General features: G+C 61.0%; 17 protein-coding genes, 2 pseudogenes and 1 other annotated feature. Of the genes and pseudogenes, 7 read left to right on the plus strand and 12 right to left on the minus strand.

Annotated elements, in window-relative coordinates; all coding sequences use genetic code 11:
• Positions 1 to 19: 19 nt before the first annotated feature.
• From ACIPHM_RS24110 to ACIPHM_RS24125, 4 genes are read right to left on the minus strand one after another with little or no spacing between them, the layout of a single operon-like run.
• Entirely contained in the window at positions 20 to 448 is a 429-nt protein-coding gene (locus tag ACIPHM_RS24110) for an ExbD/TolR family protein (RefSeq protein ID WP_400334086.1), read from the minus strand.
• 31 nt (positions 449 to 479) lie between these two features.
• Positions 480 to 914 (minus strand): ExbD/TolR family protein, encoded by a 435-nt coding sequence (locus ACIPHM_RS24115; protein ID WP_400334088.1) that lies wholly within the window; start codon positions 912 to 914, stop codon positions 480 to 482.
• A 4-nt stretch (positions 915 to 918) separates the two neighbouring features.
• Positions 919 to 1,749, minus strand: coding sequence for a MotA/TolQ/ExbB proton channel family protein (locus ACIPHM_RS24120; RefSeq protein WP_400334090.1), 831 nt, complete (start codon positions 1,747 to 1,749; stop codon positions 919 to 921).
• Between the two features lie 52 nt (positions 1,750 to 1,801).
• On the minus strand, positions 1,802 to 2,434 hold the full coding sequence (locus tag ACIPHM_RS24125) for a TonB family protein (RefSeq protein WP_400334093.1): 633 nt from the start codon (positions 2,432 to 2,434) through the stop codon (positions 1,802 to 1,804).
• A 234-nt stretch (positions 2,435 to 2,668) separates the two neighbouring features.
• Between ACIPHM_RS24125 and ACIPHM_RS24130 the strand changes: the two genes are divergently transcribed.
• A complete protein-coding gene (locus tag ACIPHM_RS24130; protein ID WP_400334096.1) occupies positions 2,669 to 3,388 on the plus strand; it encodes a response regulator in 720 nt (239 codons plus the stop codon).
• Positions 3,389 to 3,626: 238 nt separating this feature from the next.
• Positions 3,627 to 3,686, plus strand: a pseudogene (locus ACIPHM_RS24135) (hypothetical protein); the annotation flags it as partial.
• Positions 3,687 to 3,734: 48 nt separating this feature from the next.
• On the opposite strand, the pseudogene ACIPHM_RS24140 reads toward ACIPHM_RS24135, so the two are convergent.
• The 6 genes and pseudogenes from ACIPHM_RS24140 to ACIPHM_RS24165 all read right to left on the minus strand — a co-directional run.
• Positions 3,735 to 4,937 (minus strand): annotated as a pseudogene (locus tag ACIPHM_RS24140) (IS3 family transposase); the annotation flags it as partial.
• Positions 4,542 to 4,658: a sequence feature (AL1L pseudoknot), on the minus strand. Its footprint overlaps the pseudogene before it by 117 nt.
• 153 nt (positions 4,938 to 5,090) lie before the next feature.
• Positions 5,091 to 5,690: a thiamine phosphate synthase gene (locus ACIPHM_RS24145; protein WP_400334099.1), complete on the minus strand. Its 600-nt coding sequence runs from the start codon at positions 5,688 to 5,690 to the stop codon at positions 5,091 to 5,093.
• Positions 5,691 to 5,696: 6 nt separating this feature from the next.
• On the minus strand, positions 5,697 to 6,965 hold the full coding sequence (locus ACIPHM_RS24150; protein ID WP_400334102.1) for an MFS transporter: 1,269 nt from the start codon (positions 6,963 to 6,965) through the stop codon (positions 5,697 to 5,699).
• A gap of 8 nt (positions 6,966 to 6,973) precedes the next feature.
• Positions 6,974 to 7,657, minus strand: coding sequence for a LuxR C-terminal-related transcriptional regulator (locus ACIPHM_RS24155; RefSeq protein WP_400334105.1), 684 nt, complete (start codon positions 7,655 to 7,657; stop codon positions 6,974 to 6,976).
• Positions 7,658 to 7,751: 94 nt separating this feature from the next.
• Positions 7,752 to 8,309 carry a YdcF family protein gene (locus ACIPHM_RS24160; protein ID WP_400334108.1) on the minus strand — a complete coding sequence of 186 codons (558 nt, stop codon included), beginning with the start codon at positions 8,307 to 8,309 and terminating at the stop codon, positions 7,752 to 7,754.
• Between the two features lie 82 nt (positions 8,310 to 8,391).
• Positions 8,392 to 8,820, minus strand: a complete 429-nt coding sequence (locus ACIPHM_RS24165) for a GFA family protein (RefSeq protein WP_400334111.1) — start codon at positions 8,818 to 8,820, stop codon at positions 8,392 to 8,394.
• 324 nt (positions 8,821 to 9,144) lie between these two features.
• Between ACIPHM_RS24165 and ACIPHM_RS24170 the strand changes: the two genes are divergently transcribed.
• From ACIPHM_RS24170 to ACIPHM_RS24180, 3 genes are read left to right on the plus strand one after another with little or no spacing between them, the layout of a single operon-like run.
• Complete coding sequence (locus tag ACIPHM_RS24170; RefSeq protein WP_400334114.1) at positions 9,145 to 10,578, plus strand: MFS transporter; 1,434 nt, start codon at positions 9,145 to 9,147, stop codon at positions 10,576 to 10,578.
• A 28-nt stretch (positions 10,579 to 10,606) separates the two neighbouring features.
• Positions 10,607 to 11,806, plus strand: coding sequence for a CaiB/BaiF CoA transferase family protein (locus tag ACIPHM_RS24175; protein WP_400334117.1), 1,200 nt, complete (start codon positions 10,607 to 10,609; stop codon positions 11,804 to 11,806).
• Positions 11,807 to 11,808: 2 nt separating this feature from the next.
• Positions 11,809 to 12,645, plus strand: coding sequence for a citryl-CoA lyase (locus ACIPHM_RS24180; protein WP_400334120.1), 837 nt, complete (start codon positions 11,809 to 11,811; stop codon positions 12,643 to 12,645).
• Here the strand turns inward: ACIPHM_RS24180 and ACIPHM_RS24185 are convergent.
• Positions 12,621 to 13,388 carry an IclR family transcriptional regulator gene (locus tag ACIPHM_RS24185; protein WP_400334123.1) on the minus strand — a complete coding sequence of 256 codons (768 nt, stop codon included), beginning with the start codon at positions 13,386 to 13,388 and terminating at the stop codon, positions 12,621 to 12,623. The genes ACIPHM_RS24180 and ACIPHM_RS24185 overlap by 25 nt on opposite strands.
• A 390-nt stretch (positions 13,389 to 13,778) precedes the next feature.
• Between ACIPHM_RS24185 and ACIPHM_RS24190 the strand changes: the two genes are divergently transcribed.
• Positions 13,779 to 14,204, plus strand: coding sequence for a hypothetical protein (locus ACIPHM_RS24190; protein WP_400334126.1), 426 nt, complete (start codon positions 13,779 to 13,781; stop codon positions 14,202 to 14,204).
• Between the two features lie 79 nt (positions 14,205 to 14,283).
• On the opposite strand, the gene ACIPHM_RS24195 is transcribed toward ACIPHM_RS24190, so the two are convergent.
• Positions 14,284 to 15,705: an aldehyde dehydrogenase family protein gene (locus tag ACIPHM_RS24195; protein ID WP_400334129.1), complete on the minus strand. Its 1,422-nt coding sequence runs from the start codon at positions 15,703 to 15,705 to the stop codon at positions 14,284 to 14,286.
• Positions 15,706 to 15,809: 104 nt separating this feature from the next.
• Between ACIPHM_RS24195 and ACIPHM_RS24200 the strand changes: the two genes are divergently transcribed.
• Positions 15,810 to 16,727, plus strand: a complete 918-nt coding sequence (locus ACIPHM_RS24200; protein WP_400334132.1) for a LysR family transcriptional regulator — start codon at positions 15,810 to 15,812, stop codon at positions 16,725 to 16,727.
• Positions 16,728 to 17,297: the final 570 nt, after the last annotated feature.

Below are 17,297 nucleotides of genomic sequence, written 5' to 3' on the forward strand. Positions count from 1 at the left end.
TGGGCGCGCAAACGTGATGTCATTGCGCGAAACGCTCGTTGCCAACGAGTCCGATGCGTGTCACCCCAAGCCGCTGCGCCGACGCCATGACGGTTGCGACCGATCGATAGGGCGCTGTCGCGTCGGCGCGCAAGTGCAGCTCGGTTGGCGGCGTGGACGTCGCGGCTTCGGTAAGGTGCGTCTCCAATTGCGCGCGGTCGCTAAGCGGCAACCCGTTCCAGGCCACGACACCGCTCGCATCGACGTCGACTTGCACGACGAGCGGCGGCGTCGTGGGGGCGGCATTGGAGGGGGCAGGCATGTCGAGTTTCACGGCATGCGTCTGAATCGGAATGGTGAGAATCAGCATAATCAGCAGCACCAACATGACGTCGATGAGCGGTGTCGTATTGATCTCCACCATAATGTCGCTGTTCTCGCCAGCGCCCGATGGCATGGTCATGGCCATGGCAGTCTCCTGAGGTGGTGCGCCTTGCGCGCTATTGGCGCGGCGGCGCTTCGGTAATGAAGTTGACCTTGGCGATGCCCGCCCGCTGGCAGGCGAGGACAACCCGTCCGATAGCGGCGTAGCGTGCATCGAGGTCGCCGCGAATATGCACTTCGGGCTGGGGTGTCAATACGGCGACCGTCTTGAGTTTGTCCAGCAACGTTGCGGTGTCGGGTATGCGCCGCTCGTCCCAATACACCTCGCCGTCGCGCGTGACGGCAAGGACAACGTTCTGGGGTGTGGTCTGCAAGGGTTGAACCGCTTCCTTCGGCAGGGCGACGGGAACGGTGTGCGAGACCACGGGAATGGTGATCAGGAAGATGATGAGCAACACCAACATGACGTCCACCAGCGGCGTCGTGTTGATGGTCGCCATGACCTCGTCGTGCTCGGCGCCACCGCTCCCGCCAGATAGGGATATCGCCATGGCATCACCCCACGCGGGCGACTTGCGAGGACCGGGTCGCTACGATGGCCGACGCCGTCGTCTTGCCCGTGAGCAGCACGTTGTGCATTTCGATGCCGAAATCACGCACGCGCTCCATGACGGCTTTGTTGCGACGCACCAGCCAGTTGTAGCCGAGCACGGCGGGAACCGCGACCGCCAGGCCGATGGCCGTCATGATCAGCGCTTCCCCCACAGGCCCGGCGACCTTGTCGATCGAGGCTTGCCCGGCAATGCCAATAGCGGTGAGCGCGTGATAGATGCCCCAAACGGTACCGAAGAGTCCGACGAACGGCGCGGTCGAGCCGACCGTCCCTAAGAACGACAGACCATCCTGGAGCCGGTTCGATACGCCGGTCATGGCACGTTCGATGGCGCTGGCGATCCAGGTATTCAGATCGACCTGATCGAGTAAGGCGCCATTGTGATGATCGCGCGCCGACAGCGCGGTTTCTGCGATGTAGCGGAACGGACTGCCCGCATCGAGCGACCTGACACCTTCGGAGAGCGACGCGGCGTTCCAGAAGGTCTTTTCTGCGGCGCGGGCACGACGCAGGACCTTGGCTTGCTCAAGCAGTTTCGCGACGATGATGTACCAACTTCCCATGGACATCACCACGAGAATGAGCAGCGTCCCGCGAGCGATCATGTCGCCACCTTCCCACAGCGCTTGCAGCCCGTAAGGGTTGGTCACGGTCGATGCCGCATCGGCGCTCGACGAGGCGACGGCTGCGATCGTCGATACGGCTGCCGTCAGCGCCCAAGGGGCCAATGGGCGGCGCTTACGCGGTGTGGCACGATTCTGAAACTGAAACATAGTCGTCTCCTTGACGTGAGTTCAGAGGGGGTAAGGGCGGTTGAAGACCGCCTCAATTGAGTCGAAAGTCGAACGGGACCTGAACGCGCACTTCCTGGCCTTGCGCGACGCACTGAAACTGCCTGACGGCGCTCTCCGCCGCACGATCTAGCACCGGGGCAGCCGAGCGGGCGACACGAAGTTGTTTGACTTGCCCGTCGGTGCCGACAATGAATTCGACGAGTACGCTGCCGGTGATGTTGTCGCGCAGCGCTTCACGCGGGTATCGGATGGACGCACGGACTTGCGCTGAATTCGGGCAAACGACGCCGACGTTGCCTGCCACGGGCTTGCTCTCGGCGGGGGCCGGTGGCGCAACCGGTGCGGTGGCGACGGGCTTGTCGGTTTGCACCGCGATCGCGTTGGGTTGCGGAGTGGCTTGCACCTGAACTTCGGGCGGCGGCACGTACGCCTTGGGTTGAACGACGGGGCGTGGCGCCGGCGCGATCTTCTTTACGGGAGGCGGCGGCGGGGGAGGCGTTTTGATTTCCTCGATGATGCGTGTCTCGATGGGGGCCTGAATGACTGTCGCGACACGCGTGGCGAGCCCGCTAAGCAGGACATACAGAATCAGGGCGTGCAGCAGCAGTGCCACGCCGATTCCGAGCAGTCGCCGGGCGGGCGGTTTGGGCTGGGCGTAATTCATGGACTACGTGTCTCCTACCGGCATAGGTCTTGTGTGGAGTCACGTTACGGCGCGGGTATTTCTGTTTCATCTCGACTTTGTATCGGGTTTGATACATAGGGGATTCGATGCGCGGATACGGAGTGTTTCAAGACTGCAACAAAGCCGCAAGATTGCTGGCACGTTTGTCGTCGATAATCCGGAGCTTGGGGACACCGAATCGACGTGGCGGCGAATTAGAAGAGGAAATCGACCATGGCAACGCACGTACTCGTCGTCGACGACGATGCGCAGATACGCAGTCTGCTTTGTGATTGTCTTGCCGGCTTTGGCATGACCTGTATGCAGGCGGCGAGCGGAGAGGAGATGCATGACGTGCTTGCGCACAACGATATCGACATCGTCGTGCTCGACCTGATGCTGCCCGACAGCGATGGCCTGACGCTATGCCGGGAATTGCGCACCGCGTCGGAAATCCCCATCGTGATGCTCACCGCACGCGGCGAGATGACCGACAGAATCGTCGGCCTCGAACTCGGTGCTGACGATTACGTCGTGAAACCGTTTGAGCCGCGTGAGTTGGTGGCGCGAATTCAGACGATTCTTCGCCGTACCCGGTCGCAGGCGAAGGCAATTCCCGAGCCGAAGGAGGAGCGCAGGTTTGCGGGGTGGCGCCTCAGTTTGATCGGTCGCCATCTCATTGCGCCCGACAATACGGTCATCCCGCTTTCCAACGCGGAGTTTCGACTGCTGAACGCCTTTCTTTCTGCGCCGGGACGCGTGCTAAGCCGTGAGTATTTGATGGATACGGCCCGGGGAAAGTCGATTGACGCATTCGACCGCAGCATCGACGTTCAGATATCGAGGCTGCGGCACAAATTGCGCGAAGACATCAAGGAGCCGCGCTTACTGCGCACGATCCGCGGGGAAGGCTACATGCTCGACGTTCGTGCGCGATCGGATATCGAGGGTTAAGTCCCAAGCAACGGCCCGAGCTAGGCCTGAAACCCGTGCGCTGCCAACCTATCGCCGCACCAGCGCGACCCCATAAACGCAAGGCTGCTTGCCCGGATTACGGAACGTATAAGGCGCGGGCGGCCCCAACTGAAGGCAGTCGCCTTCCTTAAGTTCGTAAGTCAACTCGCCCTCGTCAAACATCAACGCCATCGGCCTCATCACCGTGATTGCAGTGGGGCCAGAGCGTTTCCGCGCCATGCTGACGGGCTTTCGCGCTATGGACATGCATTTTCACAGCACCCCGCTGGCCCGCAACATGCCCGTGCTGATGGGGTTGCTGGCCATCTGGAACAACAATTTTTCTGAGTCGCCTGTAGTCGTTTGCCTCAGCCTCGGCTGGCGGGATATAGCCCAGCGACTCCATCAGCCGATGATGGTTGTACCAAGCGACCCATTCCAGGGTTGCAAGCTCGACCGATTCCCTTGTTTTCCAAGGCGCTCGCCGGTGAATCAGTTCCGTTTTGTACAGGCCGTTGATCGTTTCCGCTAGAGCGTTGTCGTAGCTGTCGCTTCGGCTGCCGACCGATGGTTCGATGCCCGCTTCGGCAAGCCGCTCGATGTACCGAATGGAAATATATTGCGATCCTCTGTCGGAATGATGGATCAGCGTCCCGTCGTCGCCCGGTTGGCGGGCATACAGCGCCTGTTCAAGCGCATCGAGTACGAAGTCGGTGCGCATGGTACGGCTCACCCGCCAGCCAACGATGCGCCGCGCAAACACGTCAATGACGAACGCCACGTACAGCCAGCGCTACCACGTCGAAACGTAGGTGAAATCGGAAACCCAGAGCTGATTCGGCCGCTCAGCCTTGAATTGGCGATTGACCCGGTCCAGCGGGCGAGGTGCCGAGACATCGGGAATCGTTGTGCGAACCCGTTTGCCGCGAACCGCGCCTTGCAATCCCAGCCGCTGCATCAATCGCTCGACCGTGCAGCGGTCCACCCGGATTTGCTCCCGGTTCATCTGCTTCCAGACCTTGTCCACGCCGTAGACCCGCATGTTGACCTGCCAGACACGCTGGATTTCCGGGCACAGCGCGTCATCACGCTTGGCTCGGGCGCAGCGCTTTGACGGATCACGGAGCTGAGCAGCATGGCGCCAGTAACCCGACGGCGCAATCCGCACGACCTTGCAGATCGGCTCGCCCTCGAAGGGGGCGCGATGCTGATCGATGAAGGCTTTCAGGACTTGATACGGCGGTCGAGTTCCGCCTGGGCGAAAAACGCGCTGGCCAGTTTGAGAATCTCGTTGGTCTTGCGCAATTCCTTGTTCTCGCGCTCCAGCGTCTTCAGGCGCTCACGCTCGCTCGTGGTCAGGCCGGCACGTGCCGTTATCAATCTCGTCGCGCTTGACCCAATCATTCAGCGTTTGCGGCGTGCAACCGATCATCGGCGCAATCGACTCGACCGCCGCCCACAGCGACGCATGCTCGCTACGCTGCTCGTGCACCAGGCGCACTGCGCGCTCCCGGACTTCCGGGGAAAACTTGCTCGATTTCTTGTTCATGGCTCCATTCTCTCAAGAGTTGGAGCCTCCTCAAAATCCGGGGCGATTCACAGTGCTGATGCACACATGCCGCAGTGGTGCTCTGCAACTGAGTAGGCGTGCCGCGGATAAGCACTTCCAAAGACATCCGGTTTGGGTGCTGGGACGGGCTCACTAAGACCATTCGACAGTGCCCTTCCACAGTCCGCGAATGGCTGCAATGCCATTGGCGCCCGCGTCGAGCGACGCTGGCAAGGTTTGTGCCGACATTCCACCCAATGCATAGACCGGAATTGACGTCAGCGAGACAAGCTCACGGAACCGAGCCCAGCCAAGTGGCTCTGCACTGGTATGGGTCTTTGTCGGGAGAACGGGTGAGAGAGTTATCAGGTCCGCTCCAATCTGCTCGGCGTGCCGTATTTGGTGAGCATCATGGCAAGCGACGGACAGCAAGAATTCCGGCGGCATCGGTCGACTATTGCAAGACATTAGGCGTGCGCTAGTGAGATGCACCCCGTCGGCTTCCACTGTTAGCGCTACGTTGAGTGACGCGCTGAGCAAAAGACGGGCGCTATGACGTCGGCAGCACTCCAGGGCTTGTTCGGCCAGCCAAACATATTGTGGCTCGGTAACGCTTTTTGCTCTCAGTTGCACTAAGCGGATGCCCGCTGAAAGTGAGCGTTCCAAATCCGCGATAAAGTTGTCTAACGGTTCGCCAATGGGAGGCTCAGGTGTAATGAGATACGTAGACGGAAAATCGCTTAACTGTTTCATCGGAGTTCATCGGCAAACACTCAGCATGCTGCCGTCAGAAGGATCAAGCACTCGTAGTCGTTGTCGCATGAGCTGATATGCAACAGGCGTCGCGAGCATTCCCGCGAATAGAAGATATAGAGCGGGTGCCGTCAGCAGACGGGTTGTCTCGATCAAGTACGCACATACAAGTGGCGCCGTACCGCCAAAGATGGCTGTGCTGATCGAGTATGTGGTCACCATCCCTAGACTTCCCCAGTTATCTTTGAAAAGATCGGGAAGCACGACAAAAATTACCCCAACGATGCAACTGGCGAGAATTGCAAACGTGACCTGCACTGTCATGATGGCCACGAATGACGTCTTCTGCAAGACCATGAACAATGGAAGAGCGGACACTGACACCAGTGACATGCCGGTGACGACAAGTATGGATGGGTCGACGTAGCGACTCAAATACCCCGCACCTATCATCGATACGGCAAAAGTGAAAAGTGCTATCGAGTTGGTTGCACTTGCATCGGCGCTGGAAACCCCAAGATATACGTGCAAGTAGGAGGGCATCCACACAAACAATGAGTAGATCACGATCTCCATGAATGCAACCACCGCACATGCTTGAATCAGTGGCCACGCAGTACGGTTTCCTGAGTCGATTTTCTTGGCGCGAACGGGCGCATTGCATATCGATGCACGTATCTTATAGATGAACATCGCAAGCGGGATGCAGCTCAGAAACGGCCATCTCCATGCGTTAGGGATGTATCGATCGGGGATCACGCTGTTGTAACGCGACAATGCGGCGACGGCGTAGGGGAGGATGGTGATGATTCCGGATGCCAGCAGCATGCCGAAGAAGCCGCTGGCAACGGCTATGGCACAGTGGACGCCTCGATTTCCTTGTGACGTGTTTAGCGAGACAAAGTAGCCGGTGAGGGGGAGTTCCCCTCCTGCGCAAAACCCTTGAATTATCTTCAGTCCCAGAAGCAAGCCGGTTGCCACATACCCCGCCGTCTCGTAGGTCGGGAGCGCCGCAATCAGTGCCGCTGGAATTGCCATTCCAAGCATGCTCAGTTTCAATGCAGGTCCCGTGCCTCGCCTATCACCAAAATATCCGAAGAAGATGCTACCGACGGGGCGTGCGAGATAGCTGCTTGCGAATACCATGAAGCTAAGCGTAAGTGCGGCCTCTTCGCTGGTGGCGGGGAAGAACCGACGTCCTATCTCCAGCGCCATGAATGCCGTCAACGAGAATTCATACCACTCAAATAGATTGGCCGTGAATGCCAGCGTCATGATCCGATTCAATTGGCGCTGTACTCCGTACGCCGATTCGTGGCAGACAACGCCGTCGCGAAGCTACCCTCAGCTACTTTGTTGCGGATAGCGACGCAATGGCATTCAACGGTCCTATCCGAGATCCTGAGTGCTCTAGAAATTTCCTTGTTCGTGAGGCGCTCGGCTTTCAGCAAAAACACTCGGAATTGTGTCTCTGACGGGGCCAAAATGAAGTACTCCTTAATCCCAAAGAAAATCATGGTGCGCTCAATCGCGTCCGTTGCTCTGTAGAAGTTGCGATTGAGTTGATAAACGCTGATCGGTGGGAGCGTGCTTGTGATGTCGCGCCGAAAGGTTGTGATGCCGAGAACGTTTCCTCTGGTGCCCATGATCGGGAGTTTCGTCATCTCCTCCATTTGAGCATCGCCGGAGTCGTCCAGAAATCGGTTCCGAAGCGTGACGCTGGTTTGATTCTCGTGGACAAGAAAGTCGTGCTCCGCTATCGATTTCGCGTACAACTTTCCCCACTCGGTCGCACGGAACCGAATGTCCTTGATCGTTAGCCCCTTGATATCTCTCGGGTTTTCAATCCCAAATTGACGGGAGTTGTGAGCGTTGTTGACGACATATTGTCCCGTGTCGGCGGTCTTCAAACTCGCGGAGACTGGAAAATTCTGAACGAAGCTGATGATTGAGCTTTCTGATTTCACGACGACGAAAAATTCTACCTCCCTCGACACTTACTTTTCGGGGGGATGCCGGCCTCGTATCCGGTTTTTTAACGTTCGTGTTTGCACAAGTCGTTTAGTGACGTGGGCGAACGACATACCAAACGAAGGCTGGTACTTCGCGCGCAATGGAGTAGAAATCGCGGCTTTCCCAAAAACGAGGATATGTACCGCTAATGTCACGGACTCCGAAGCGGCTAAGTGCCAGCATGACCCTTGGAAGATGGAAATATTGGGTGACGACAAGCGCTTTCGACAGCCCGCGGTCTCGCATGAAGGTGCTCGCATGGTGCGCAGTAGACCACGTATCCACCCCGTTGCTATCGACGGCAATCCTGTCTTCCGCAACCCCATGTCGCATCAAGTAGGTGCGCATTGCAGCGGCTTCATCCGTGCCGGCAGCGTCGATGCCACCACTCACAAAGACCAGTCCGCATTGTTTTTGCCGATAGCATTGAATGGCACTGTCTAACCTCGCTGCCAGCCTCGGTGATGGACTGCCATCGCGATACACCGTGTTACCTAGTACGATGGCAACGTCCGCTGACTGCGCCGGTGTAAGAAGTCCTGCCAAGGTTAGAGCCACGCCCGAGAGCAACCATAGGCCAACGAGAAACTTAAAAAATTGCGTCAAGCGAAAATCCTCACGACAGTTGGGCAATCTCATTTTGACGGCGTCCTCAATCCGACTTTCGCGCCGCGGTGTCCCCATGACCTCAGGCGTCGTACGTCGGGCCGTCCCATCCATCAAGATACTTCGGCAGAGCATCGGATACATCGATGACCCGATGACGGTAGAACAGGTGCATCGTTGGTGTGAGGGATACATTCAGTTGCCCTCCTGTCGCGCGGGCGGTAATGGCATTAGGCACTACGTGCATTCCCAAGCGATTGGTCCCGAATAAAACTTCGCCACATGCGTTGCAAAAGGTTTTGGAGAGTTGCTTCGTCGGGTGCTGGAAGACAGTCCATGCACCCTCGGCAATCTGGACTGAGTCGGCATCCCACGCGGTTGCCGAGAGCATCGAGGTTCCATAGAAGTCCCGGCAGGATGTGCAGTGGCAGTTCGCACGGGCGGCGGGGCTGCCTTGCAGATCAACGGCAATTTTTCCACACAGACACGCGACACGAAGGGACATAGTCATCTCATTTGTAGAACGCTGGCCGCGCATTTTACCGGTAAGGTTCTACCCCGTTGAGCGCGTCACTTGCCGCATCGTCGGCTGTGGTTTTGATTGGCGCAGCGCGTAGGCCGGCCGTTATGCCGGCTCCCACTTGCGCCGCTGCCGCTCGGCCGGCTTCCCGACGGGCGGATCGAGTCTAGCTCCCGACGCCCCCTTCATCCCCCCCCTTCGCGTAAACCCCGATATCACCGTCTCATCCACAGGCATATCTTTCAAAACTCATAAAACAGAACGTCATTCTGTCTGACAGAATGAACGGCAATGCAATCCAAAAGGAGGATTGAGATGTCGAGTTTGCCTGTCGGCGCGGTGCCCGAGTCGCCCGCCGCCCATTCAGGGCCGTCCGAAACAAATCGGCAAATCAACGCGCGTATCGACCGGTTGCCGGCCACGCGTTCCATCTGGATGCTGATCCTGCTGCTCGCGCTCGGTGGCTGGTTCGAGTTCTACGATCTGTTCTTCACCGCTTACGTGGGCCCGGGTCTCGTCAAGAGCGGCCTGTATTCGACCACCACCGCGTCGTTCTTCGGCTTCTCCGGGCTCGGCGCGTTTGTGGCGGCGTCGTTCGCGGGCCTGTTCATCGGGACGTTCTTCCTGACGGGCCTCGCCGACCGCTACGGCCGTCGCACGGTTTTCACCGTCTCGCTGCTCTGGTACTCCCTCGCCACGCTTGTCATGGCGTTCCAGAGCACCGCGCCGATGATCAACCTGTGGCGTCTGATCGCCGGTATCGGCGTGGGCGTCGAGCTGGTCACCATCGACACCTACGTCAGCGAACTCGCCCCGAAGCACCTGCGCGGTCGCGCCTTCGCCTTCATCCACCTGATCCAATACCTCGCCGTGCCCGCCGTGGCATTGCTCTCGTGGTGGCTCGTGCCGCAGCAAGTCTTCGGCATGGACGGCTGGCGCACCGTGGTCATCATTGGCGCCCTCGGTGCACTGTTCGTCTGGACGATCCGCCGGCGCGTGCCGGAAAGCCCGCGCTGGCTCGCCCAGCAAGGGCGCACGCAAGAGGCCGAAGCGATCCTGTCGCACCTCGAAGCCCGCGTGCAACGCGAATACGGACGTGCCCTGCCGGCCCCCGTCCTCAGCAACGAACCCGCCGCCACGAAGGCGAAGTTCAGCGAGATCTGGCAGCCGCCGTATCGCCGCCGCGCTATCACCCTGCTGGTCTTCAACCTGTTCCAGGCCATCGGGTTCTACGGTTTCGCCTCGTGGGTGCCGACGCTGCTCGTGTCCAAAGGCATCACGATCACGCATAGCCTGATGTACTCATTCGTCATCGCCATCTCGAACCCGTTCGGCCCGCTGCTCGGCATGGCCATCGCGGATCGCATCGAACGCAAGACGCTGGTCGTGCTCTCCGCGCTCGGCATCGCCGTGTTCGGCTCGCTGTTTGCGGTGCAGTCGTCGCCCGTCATGCTGATGATTCTCGGGGTGGCCATCACGTTGTGCGGCACGCTCCTGTCGGTGGGCTATCACGCCTATCAGACCGAGCTCTTCCCCACACGCATTCGTGCCCGCGCCGTCGGCTTCGTCTATTCGATGTCGCGCCTGTCGGCCATGTTCTCCGGTTTCATGATCGCTTTTGCCCTGCGTCATTTCGATGTGACCGGCGTGTTCGCGCTGATCACTTTCGCGATGGTCATGGTGATGGCGTCGATCGGCCTGTTCGGGCCACGCACCAACCAGCGCACGCTGGATGAAATCTCGCACTGATCAACATTCGCATTTTTGGGAACCAACGATGGCATTGCCGCTAGCCGGGGTGAAAGTCCTCGATCTCTCGAACGTCCTCGCGGGACCGTTCTGCGCCTACCAACTGGCGCTGATGGGTGCCGATGTGACCAAGGTCGAAAACCCCGAAGGGGGCGATCTTGCCCGCCGGCTGGGCGCCGATAAGAACGCGGCAGCGCGTCAGATGGGCGCCTCGTTCGTGGCCGTCAACGCGGGCAAACGCTCGCTGACGCTCAACCTCAAAGACCCACGCGGTAAAGCCATCCTGAAGGATCTGGCGGCATCGAGCGACGTGCTCGTGGAGAACTTCCGCCCGGGCGTGATGACCCGTCTCGGGCTCGATTTCGACGCGCTGCGCGAAGTCAATCCGCGTCTGGTCTACTGCGCGATCTCGGGCTTCGGCGCCGATGGCGAACTGTCGTCGCGCCCGGCCTACGATCAGATCATCCAGGGCATTTCCGGGGTGATGAGTGTGACGGGCGACGTGCAGAGCGCGCCGCTGCGCGTGGGCTATCCGGTGTCCGACACGGTCGGCGGTCTGACGGCGGCCTTCGCCATCTGTGCAGCGCTGCTAGACGCACGCACAAGCGGTCGGGGCCGCATGCTCGACATCTCGATGCTCGAAGCCACGCTCGCCACGATGGGCTGGGTCGTGTCGAACTATCTCAACGCCGGGGTTGCGCCTGTGCCGATGGGCAACGAGAATTTCACCGCGGCACCCTCGGGCACGTTTCGCACCGGTGACGGCTTGCTCAACATCGCCGCGAATGAGACGCGTCAATTCGTCAGTCTGTGCTCGCTGATCGGACGCCCGGAGATCGCCGACGATCCGCGCTTCGCCCAACGCGACGTGCGCAAGCAGAATCGCATCGCCCTCAAAGCGGAAATCGAAGCGGCGCTCGCGCAAGACAGCGCCGCGAACTGGGAGACGAAGCTCGTTGCGAGCGGTGTCCCGGCGGGGCGCGTGTTGTCGGTGCCGGAGGTGCTCGCCCATCCGCATCTCGCTTCGCGCGAGTTCGTGCGCGAACTGCTTGTGCCGGGCGAGGCGCAACCGCAACGCGTCACGCGTGCGGGTTTCCGTCTCTCCGATGGCGACGCCGCACCCAGTGCCCCCGCGCCCACGCTCGGCGCCGATACCCAAAACCTGCTGGCGGACCTGGGCTTCGATGCCGCCGCCATTGCTCAACTGCGCGCCGACGGCGTGATCTGACCATGAACCCGACTCTCGATGCTGCGGCGCTGTGCGCCGACTACTGGAGCACCTCGATCATCGATATCCATCCGGGATCGATCAACGTGCGCGGCTACCCGATTCAACATCTGATCGGCAACGTCAGCTTTCCTCAGATGATCTGGTTGATGCTGCGCGGCGACTTGCCCACGGATGCGCAGGCGCGTCTGCTCGAGGCGGCGCTCGTTGCGTCGGTGGATCACGGGCCGCACGCGCCGTCGATTGCCATTTCGCGCATTGCCACGAGCTGCGGTCTGCCGCTCAACGGCGCGATGGCGTCGGCCATCAATGCGCTGGATGACGTGCACGGCGGTGCCGGGCAGCAAGCTGTCGAGCTGTATCAGGACATTGCGCAGCGCCTCGCCGGTGCGTCCTCGGGAGCGACGGATCTTCCCGGTGCCGTGGCGGCGGGAATTGCAGCATTCAACGAAGCGCACGGGAAGTACCTGCCGGGCTTCGGGCATCGCTTCCATCCGGTCGATCCGCGCGCGACACGATTGCTCACGATGGTCGACGAGGCCGTGGCGCAGGGCGTCATCGAAGGGTATTTCGCCGCCATCGCCCGTGGCATCGAAGCGCATTTGAAAGCGCGCAAGCAGAAGCCGGTGCCGATGAATATCGACGGCATTACGGCGGTAATTTACGCGGAGTTGGGATTTGCGCCGGAGCTGGCGCGTGGCGTGTTTTGCCTGTCGCGCGCGGTGGGGATTCTCGCGCACGCATGGGAGCAACGCGCACGCGGCGAACGCAACAAGGGACCGCTGCCGCGTCAGTTGCCCTATCACTACACCGGTCAGCCGGAACGCACGCTGCCCTGAGCTTCGAACGCGCGCCATGCGGCGCGCAGTGCACGCGAGTCGCCACCGAGTGCGTCGGTGGCGCGCGTGGCGCACGAGAAGAGATTCGTCAGATGACGATCGATGAAGGCTCGGTCGATGCGCGAGCTCGGGCCGGCCAGCGTGAGCACACCGCGCAGCACCTGCCGCACGCCGAACACCGGCATCGACACCCCCGCCGTATCGCGCTCGCGATCCCCCATCGACACGCTATAGCCGTCGTCGCGAATGCGATCGTAGACGTCACCCGTCTGCCCGCCGAACGCCAGTAACGCCAGCCCGCCGGAGCCGTGCTCCAGCGGCAGCACATCGCCTTCCCGAACGTGAAACCGTACCGCGTGCGTTGAATCGACCCGATGCAGGCACACGCGCACGGCGTCGTCGCGCACGTAGAACGACACGCTCTCGCCGCTGACATCGGCCAGCTCGCGCATGAGCGGCAGCAGAATGTCGCCGAGATTGAGGCTGCGCTGATACAGCGCGCCAAGCATGAACGTGGCGGGGCCAAGTTGATAGCGGCCGTCGTCGAGACGCACGAGCATGCGGTGCTGGATCAGCGCACCGGCCAGGCGCAACAGCGTGCTTTTGTATAGACCGGTGCGGGCGGCCAGTTCGGCGAGCGTGAGCGCGTCGTCGTCGGGTCTGAACGCGAACAGAATGGCGCAGGCGCGGTCGATGACGGCAACGCCGGAGCTATCTTTCGGTTCGGAGGAGGCGTCGGACATCGGGGCAGGCGAGGTGTCGCGGTGATAAGTCGAAACGGTGAGTTTATGCCATGTGGAGGCCGCTGTGCGCTGTGAGGTCTTCGAGGCGCTGCCCTGTGTCCAGGGTTCGCCGGAACTGGTAGCCGGGCGACGCTATCGCAAAGTCCCTGCGTCACGCGCTGTCAGGATGCCATCTCCCACCACTGAAGGAGATCGACGATGAGTCCTGTGAGTGCCGCAACGCTTCCTCCCGCACCCATGTCCCAGCAGATACTGCCTTGGCCCGGAGACCGTCTTCACGCCGGTCTTCGCGCGGATATCGCAACGGTTCGACTCCAGCCCGGAGGCAATTTCCGTGCGACGCCTTGCGCTTCAGCCGTACCGATTCGTCATGACGGCGCGCCGCGTCATTTGCCGGTTCTGTCCGCCGTCGGCGTGCGTGTCGCCGGTGAGCCGGATACCGACGAGCCGGAACCGGCCGTCGATTTCGCATATTTCCGTGGGCCGCTCAAGCGAGACGCCACGCTGCTCGGCAAGTGGGGCGCTGCGGCGCAAGCGGGGAGTCAGTCCGAAGCGTGGTCGCAATTCGTCAGCGATATCCGCGAGCGATTTTTCGGACGCAGCCGGAAGCAACAGGTGATGGATGCGCTGATACTCAGCATCGATATCCTGCCGCCGAGCCGTCGGGCAGATGCGCTGGCCTGCCTGCTCGGGGACGGTGACGAAGGTGTGGCCGCTGTCGAGGAGTTCTGGGAGTACATCGGCATGCACCGGATTCCCGAGGGGGACAGGGCGCGTGTGACGGCGTTACTTGAGGCCTATGAGATAGGAAAGTGAGGCGAAGGAAGTAAAGCGATGGGGCATCCCGTCGAGATTGACGGAATGCCCCTTGAGCGGATGTCCTGCCCGTCCCGCTTTACAACACGCCGAGCACCGACTTGGGTTCCATGAAAGCCTCCAGACCAAACGTGCCGTACTCCCGCCCGATGCCCGAGTGCTTGAACCCGCCGAACGGTGCTGCCGGCTCATGCGTGAGCGTATTGACGAGCACTCGTCCCGCTTCGATTTGCGACGCCACTGCCGCGGCTCGCGCCACATCCGACGAGCAGACGTACGCCTGCAATCCGTACGGCGTGTCGTTGGCGATCGCGATGGCTTCGTGCTCGTCGCGATAGGGGATGATCGAGAGCACCGGCCCGAAGATCTCCTCGCGGGCAATCGTCATATCGTTATGTACGCCGCTGAAGAGCGTCGGGCGGACGAACCATCCTGCGTCGACGCCGTCCGGACGCCCCTCGCCACCCACGAGCAAACGCGCGCCTTCATCGATGCCGATGCGAATGTAGCGCTGCACGCGATCCCACTGCTTCTGGCTCACCATCGGGCCGATGCTCGTCTGCGGATCGTGCGGATCGCCCGCGCGGAAATTGGCCACGGCGGCGACGATGCCTTCCTCGAATTCGCGCAGTCGCGCCTGCGGCACCAGAATGCGCGTGCCGGCGATACATGCCTGGCCGCTGTTCATGAATCCGGCGTTCAGGGCGAGCGGGATGGCCTCGTCGAAATTCGCGTCGTCGAGCACGATCGTCGGCGACTTGCCGCCGAGTTCCAGCGTCACACGCTTGAAGGTGTCGGCTGCCGAGCGAAGGATCGAACGTCCCACGGCCGTGGAGCCGGTGAACGACACCTTGGCGACGTCCGGGTGCGAACTGATCTCGGCGCCGACCGTGTCGCCGCGTCCCGTCACGATGTTGAACACGCCCGGCGGCAGTTGCGCTTCATGCAGCGCTTCGGTGACGACGCGCGTTTGCATCGCGCTCATCTCGCTGGGTTTGACGACGGCGGTACAACCGGCCGCAAGCGCCGCTGCGAGTTTGCCGCAGATGAAGCCTGCGTCGCTGTTCCACGGCGTAATCAGACCCGCCACGCCCAGCGGTTGCATGACGACTTCCGCCGTCCCCGCACGACGCACGAACGAATAGTTCTCGAGCGTTTTTGCGGCCTCCAGGAGGACGTCGCTCGCGTGACGCGCCATCCATTGCGAGCGAGACGCCGGTGCGCCGTACTCCTCGACGATCGCTTCGAGCAGCGCGTTTTCTCTTGCGAGCACGGCCGCGTGCATCCGCTTGAGCATGGCAATGCGTTCGCGCTTGGTGGTGCGCGAGAACGCCGGAAACGCTCGTTTGGCTGCGGCGATGGCGGCGCGCGCATCTTCGGCATCCGCCAGACGCACACGGCCGATGACCTGCTCGGTGGCCGGATTGAAAAGGTCGAAGTATTCGCTGCCGTGCGGGGTGACGAAGGCACCGTCTATATAGATTTGATCGATGGTCTGCATGGTCTTGTCCGGGGGGAAATGGATGTCGATGTCTCAGAATAGGTCAGCGACATTGCCCTGACTAGTCGTACAATCAGGGATGACTTGTTGAAGGATTTGGGACAATGAAAACGTCGGGCCTTGCGGAACTGGAAGCCGTTATGTCGGTGGCGCGTCATCGGAGTTTTCGCGTCGCGGCGAATGAGCTGAATGTGTCGACGTCGGCGCTCAGTCATGCGGTCGCGGCGCTTGAGGCGCGTATCGGCGTGCGGCTCTTCAATCGCACGACGCGCAGCGTCTCGTTGTCCGAGGCGGGAACGCAGTTCGTGAATAGCATCGCGCCCGCGCTTTCGACGATTCAGACGGCGCTCGACGAGGCGGGCAGTTTCCGCGATACGCCGTCGGGGACGTTACGCATCAATACGTCTGCAGGCGCTGCGAATCAGGTGATGCCGGTGTTGCTCGACTTCTCTGTGCGCTACCCGGACGTGAAGCTCGACATCGTGACGGAAGGGCGTCTGATCGATATCGTGATCGACGGCTTCGACGCAGGCATCCGTCTCATGGAAATCGTGCCGCAGGACATGATTGCGGTGCCATTCGGCGACCGGCAGCGATTCGCCGTGGTGGGCAGCCCGGCTTACTTTGCACGTCACAAGCCGCCGCGTACGCCGGCGGACTTGCGTAACCATCAGTGCATTCGCAGCCGTATGCCAAGCGGGGCGATCTACTCGTGGGAGTTCGAGCGACATGGCGAAACCATACGCATCGACGGCACCGGCCCGATGACGCTGGATGAGCCGGGCCTGATGCTGAAGGCCGCACGCGCGGGCGTCGGTCTGACGTATCTGACCGAGTGGAACGTGCGCGAGGATCTGGAGGCGGGCTCGCTCGTGCGCGTACTCGAAGCCTGGACCCCGCCGCTTGACGGGCTCGCCCTCTACTACCCGGGCCGACGCCACATCCCCGCCGCCCTGCGCGCGTTGATCGACGTGATTCGTGAATATGCGGATGCGAATCGGGTGAGTGGCGAGAATGCGTGAGAGGTGAGAGGGCGAATTCCGTCGACGGGCAGTGTTATGAGTTTGCTCAAGAGAGGGCCGCCCACCGTGTGGCACCTGAAAGCGGCATCGAGAAGCGCAGTCGTCTGCACGTCGTCGGTAAGCGAGTCCTGACACCTGCGAGACCGTGGACGTGGCAATTGCGGCGACGACAGGCCAGCCCTTCGCCGCGCAAGCTCGCGTGAAGTCATAGCAAATCGCGCCGCTGTATGGCGACGGGCTTCAGGAGTGCAAGCAGGCCAATCGCCAATCAATAGGCGGCGGCTGCCAAAGATGGACTGCCAGACGATTTCGCGAAAACGCTGTTGCTAGCGTTCGGGGCTGACCGAGCGGAAGAGTCCGCCTCGCTCATATATAGAGAGGCGGCTCCGACCCACATGTGGCGGCGCGCGTTTGTCGGCGAACACCACTAGTGTGTGAGCTTGGTGTGACGCGCATGAAGAAGGAGGATTCTTCCCCATCTTCAAAATAGTTTCACAAAGTACTTGCGCAGTTCGGAGAAGGTGACTAATATCTCGTCTCTCGCAACGACAGCGACGCAGCGCAAGCGGC

It is taken from the genome of Pandoraea sp. NPDC087047, assembly GCF_044745225.1.
Classification (GTDB): Bacteria; Pseudomonadota; Gammaproteobacteria; order Burkholderiales; family Burkholderiaceae; genus Pandoraea.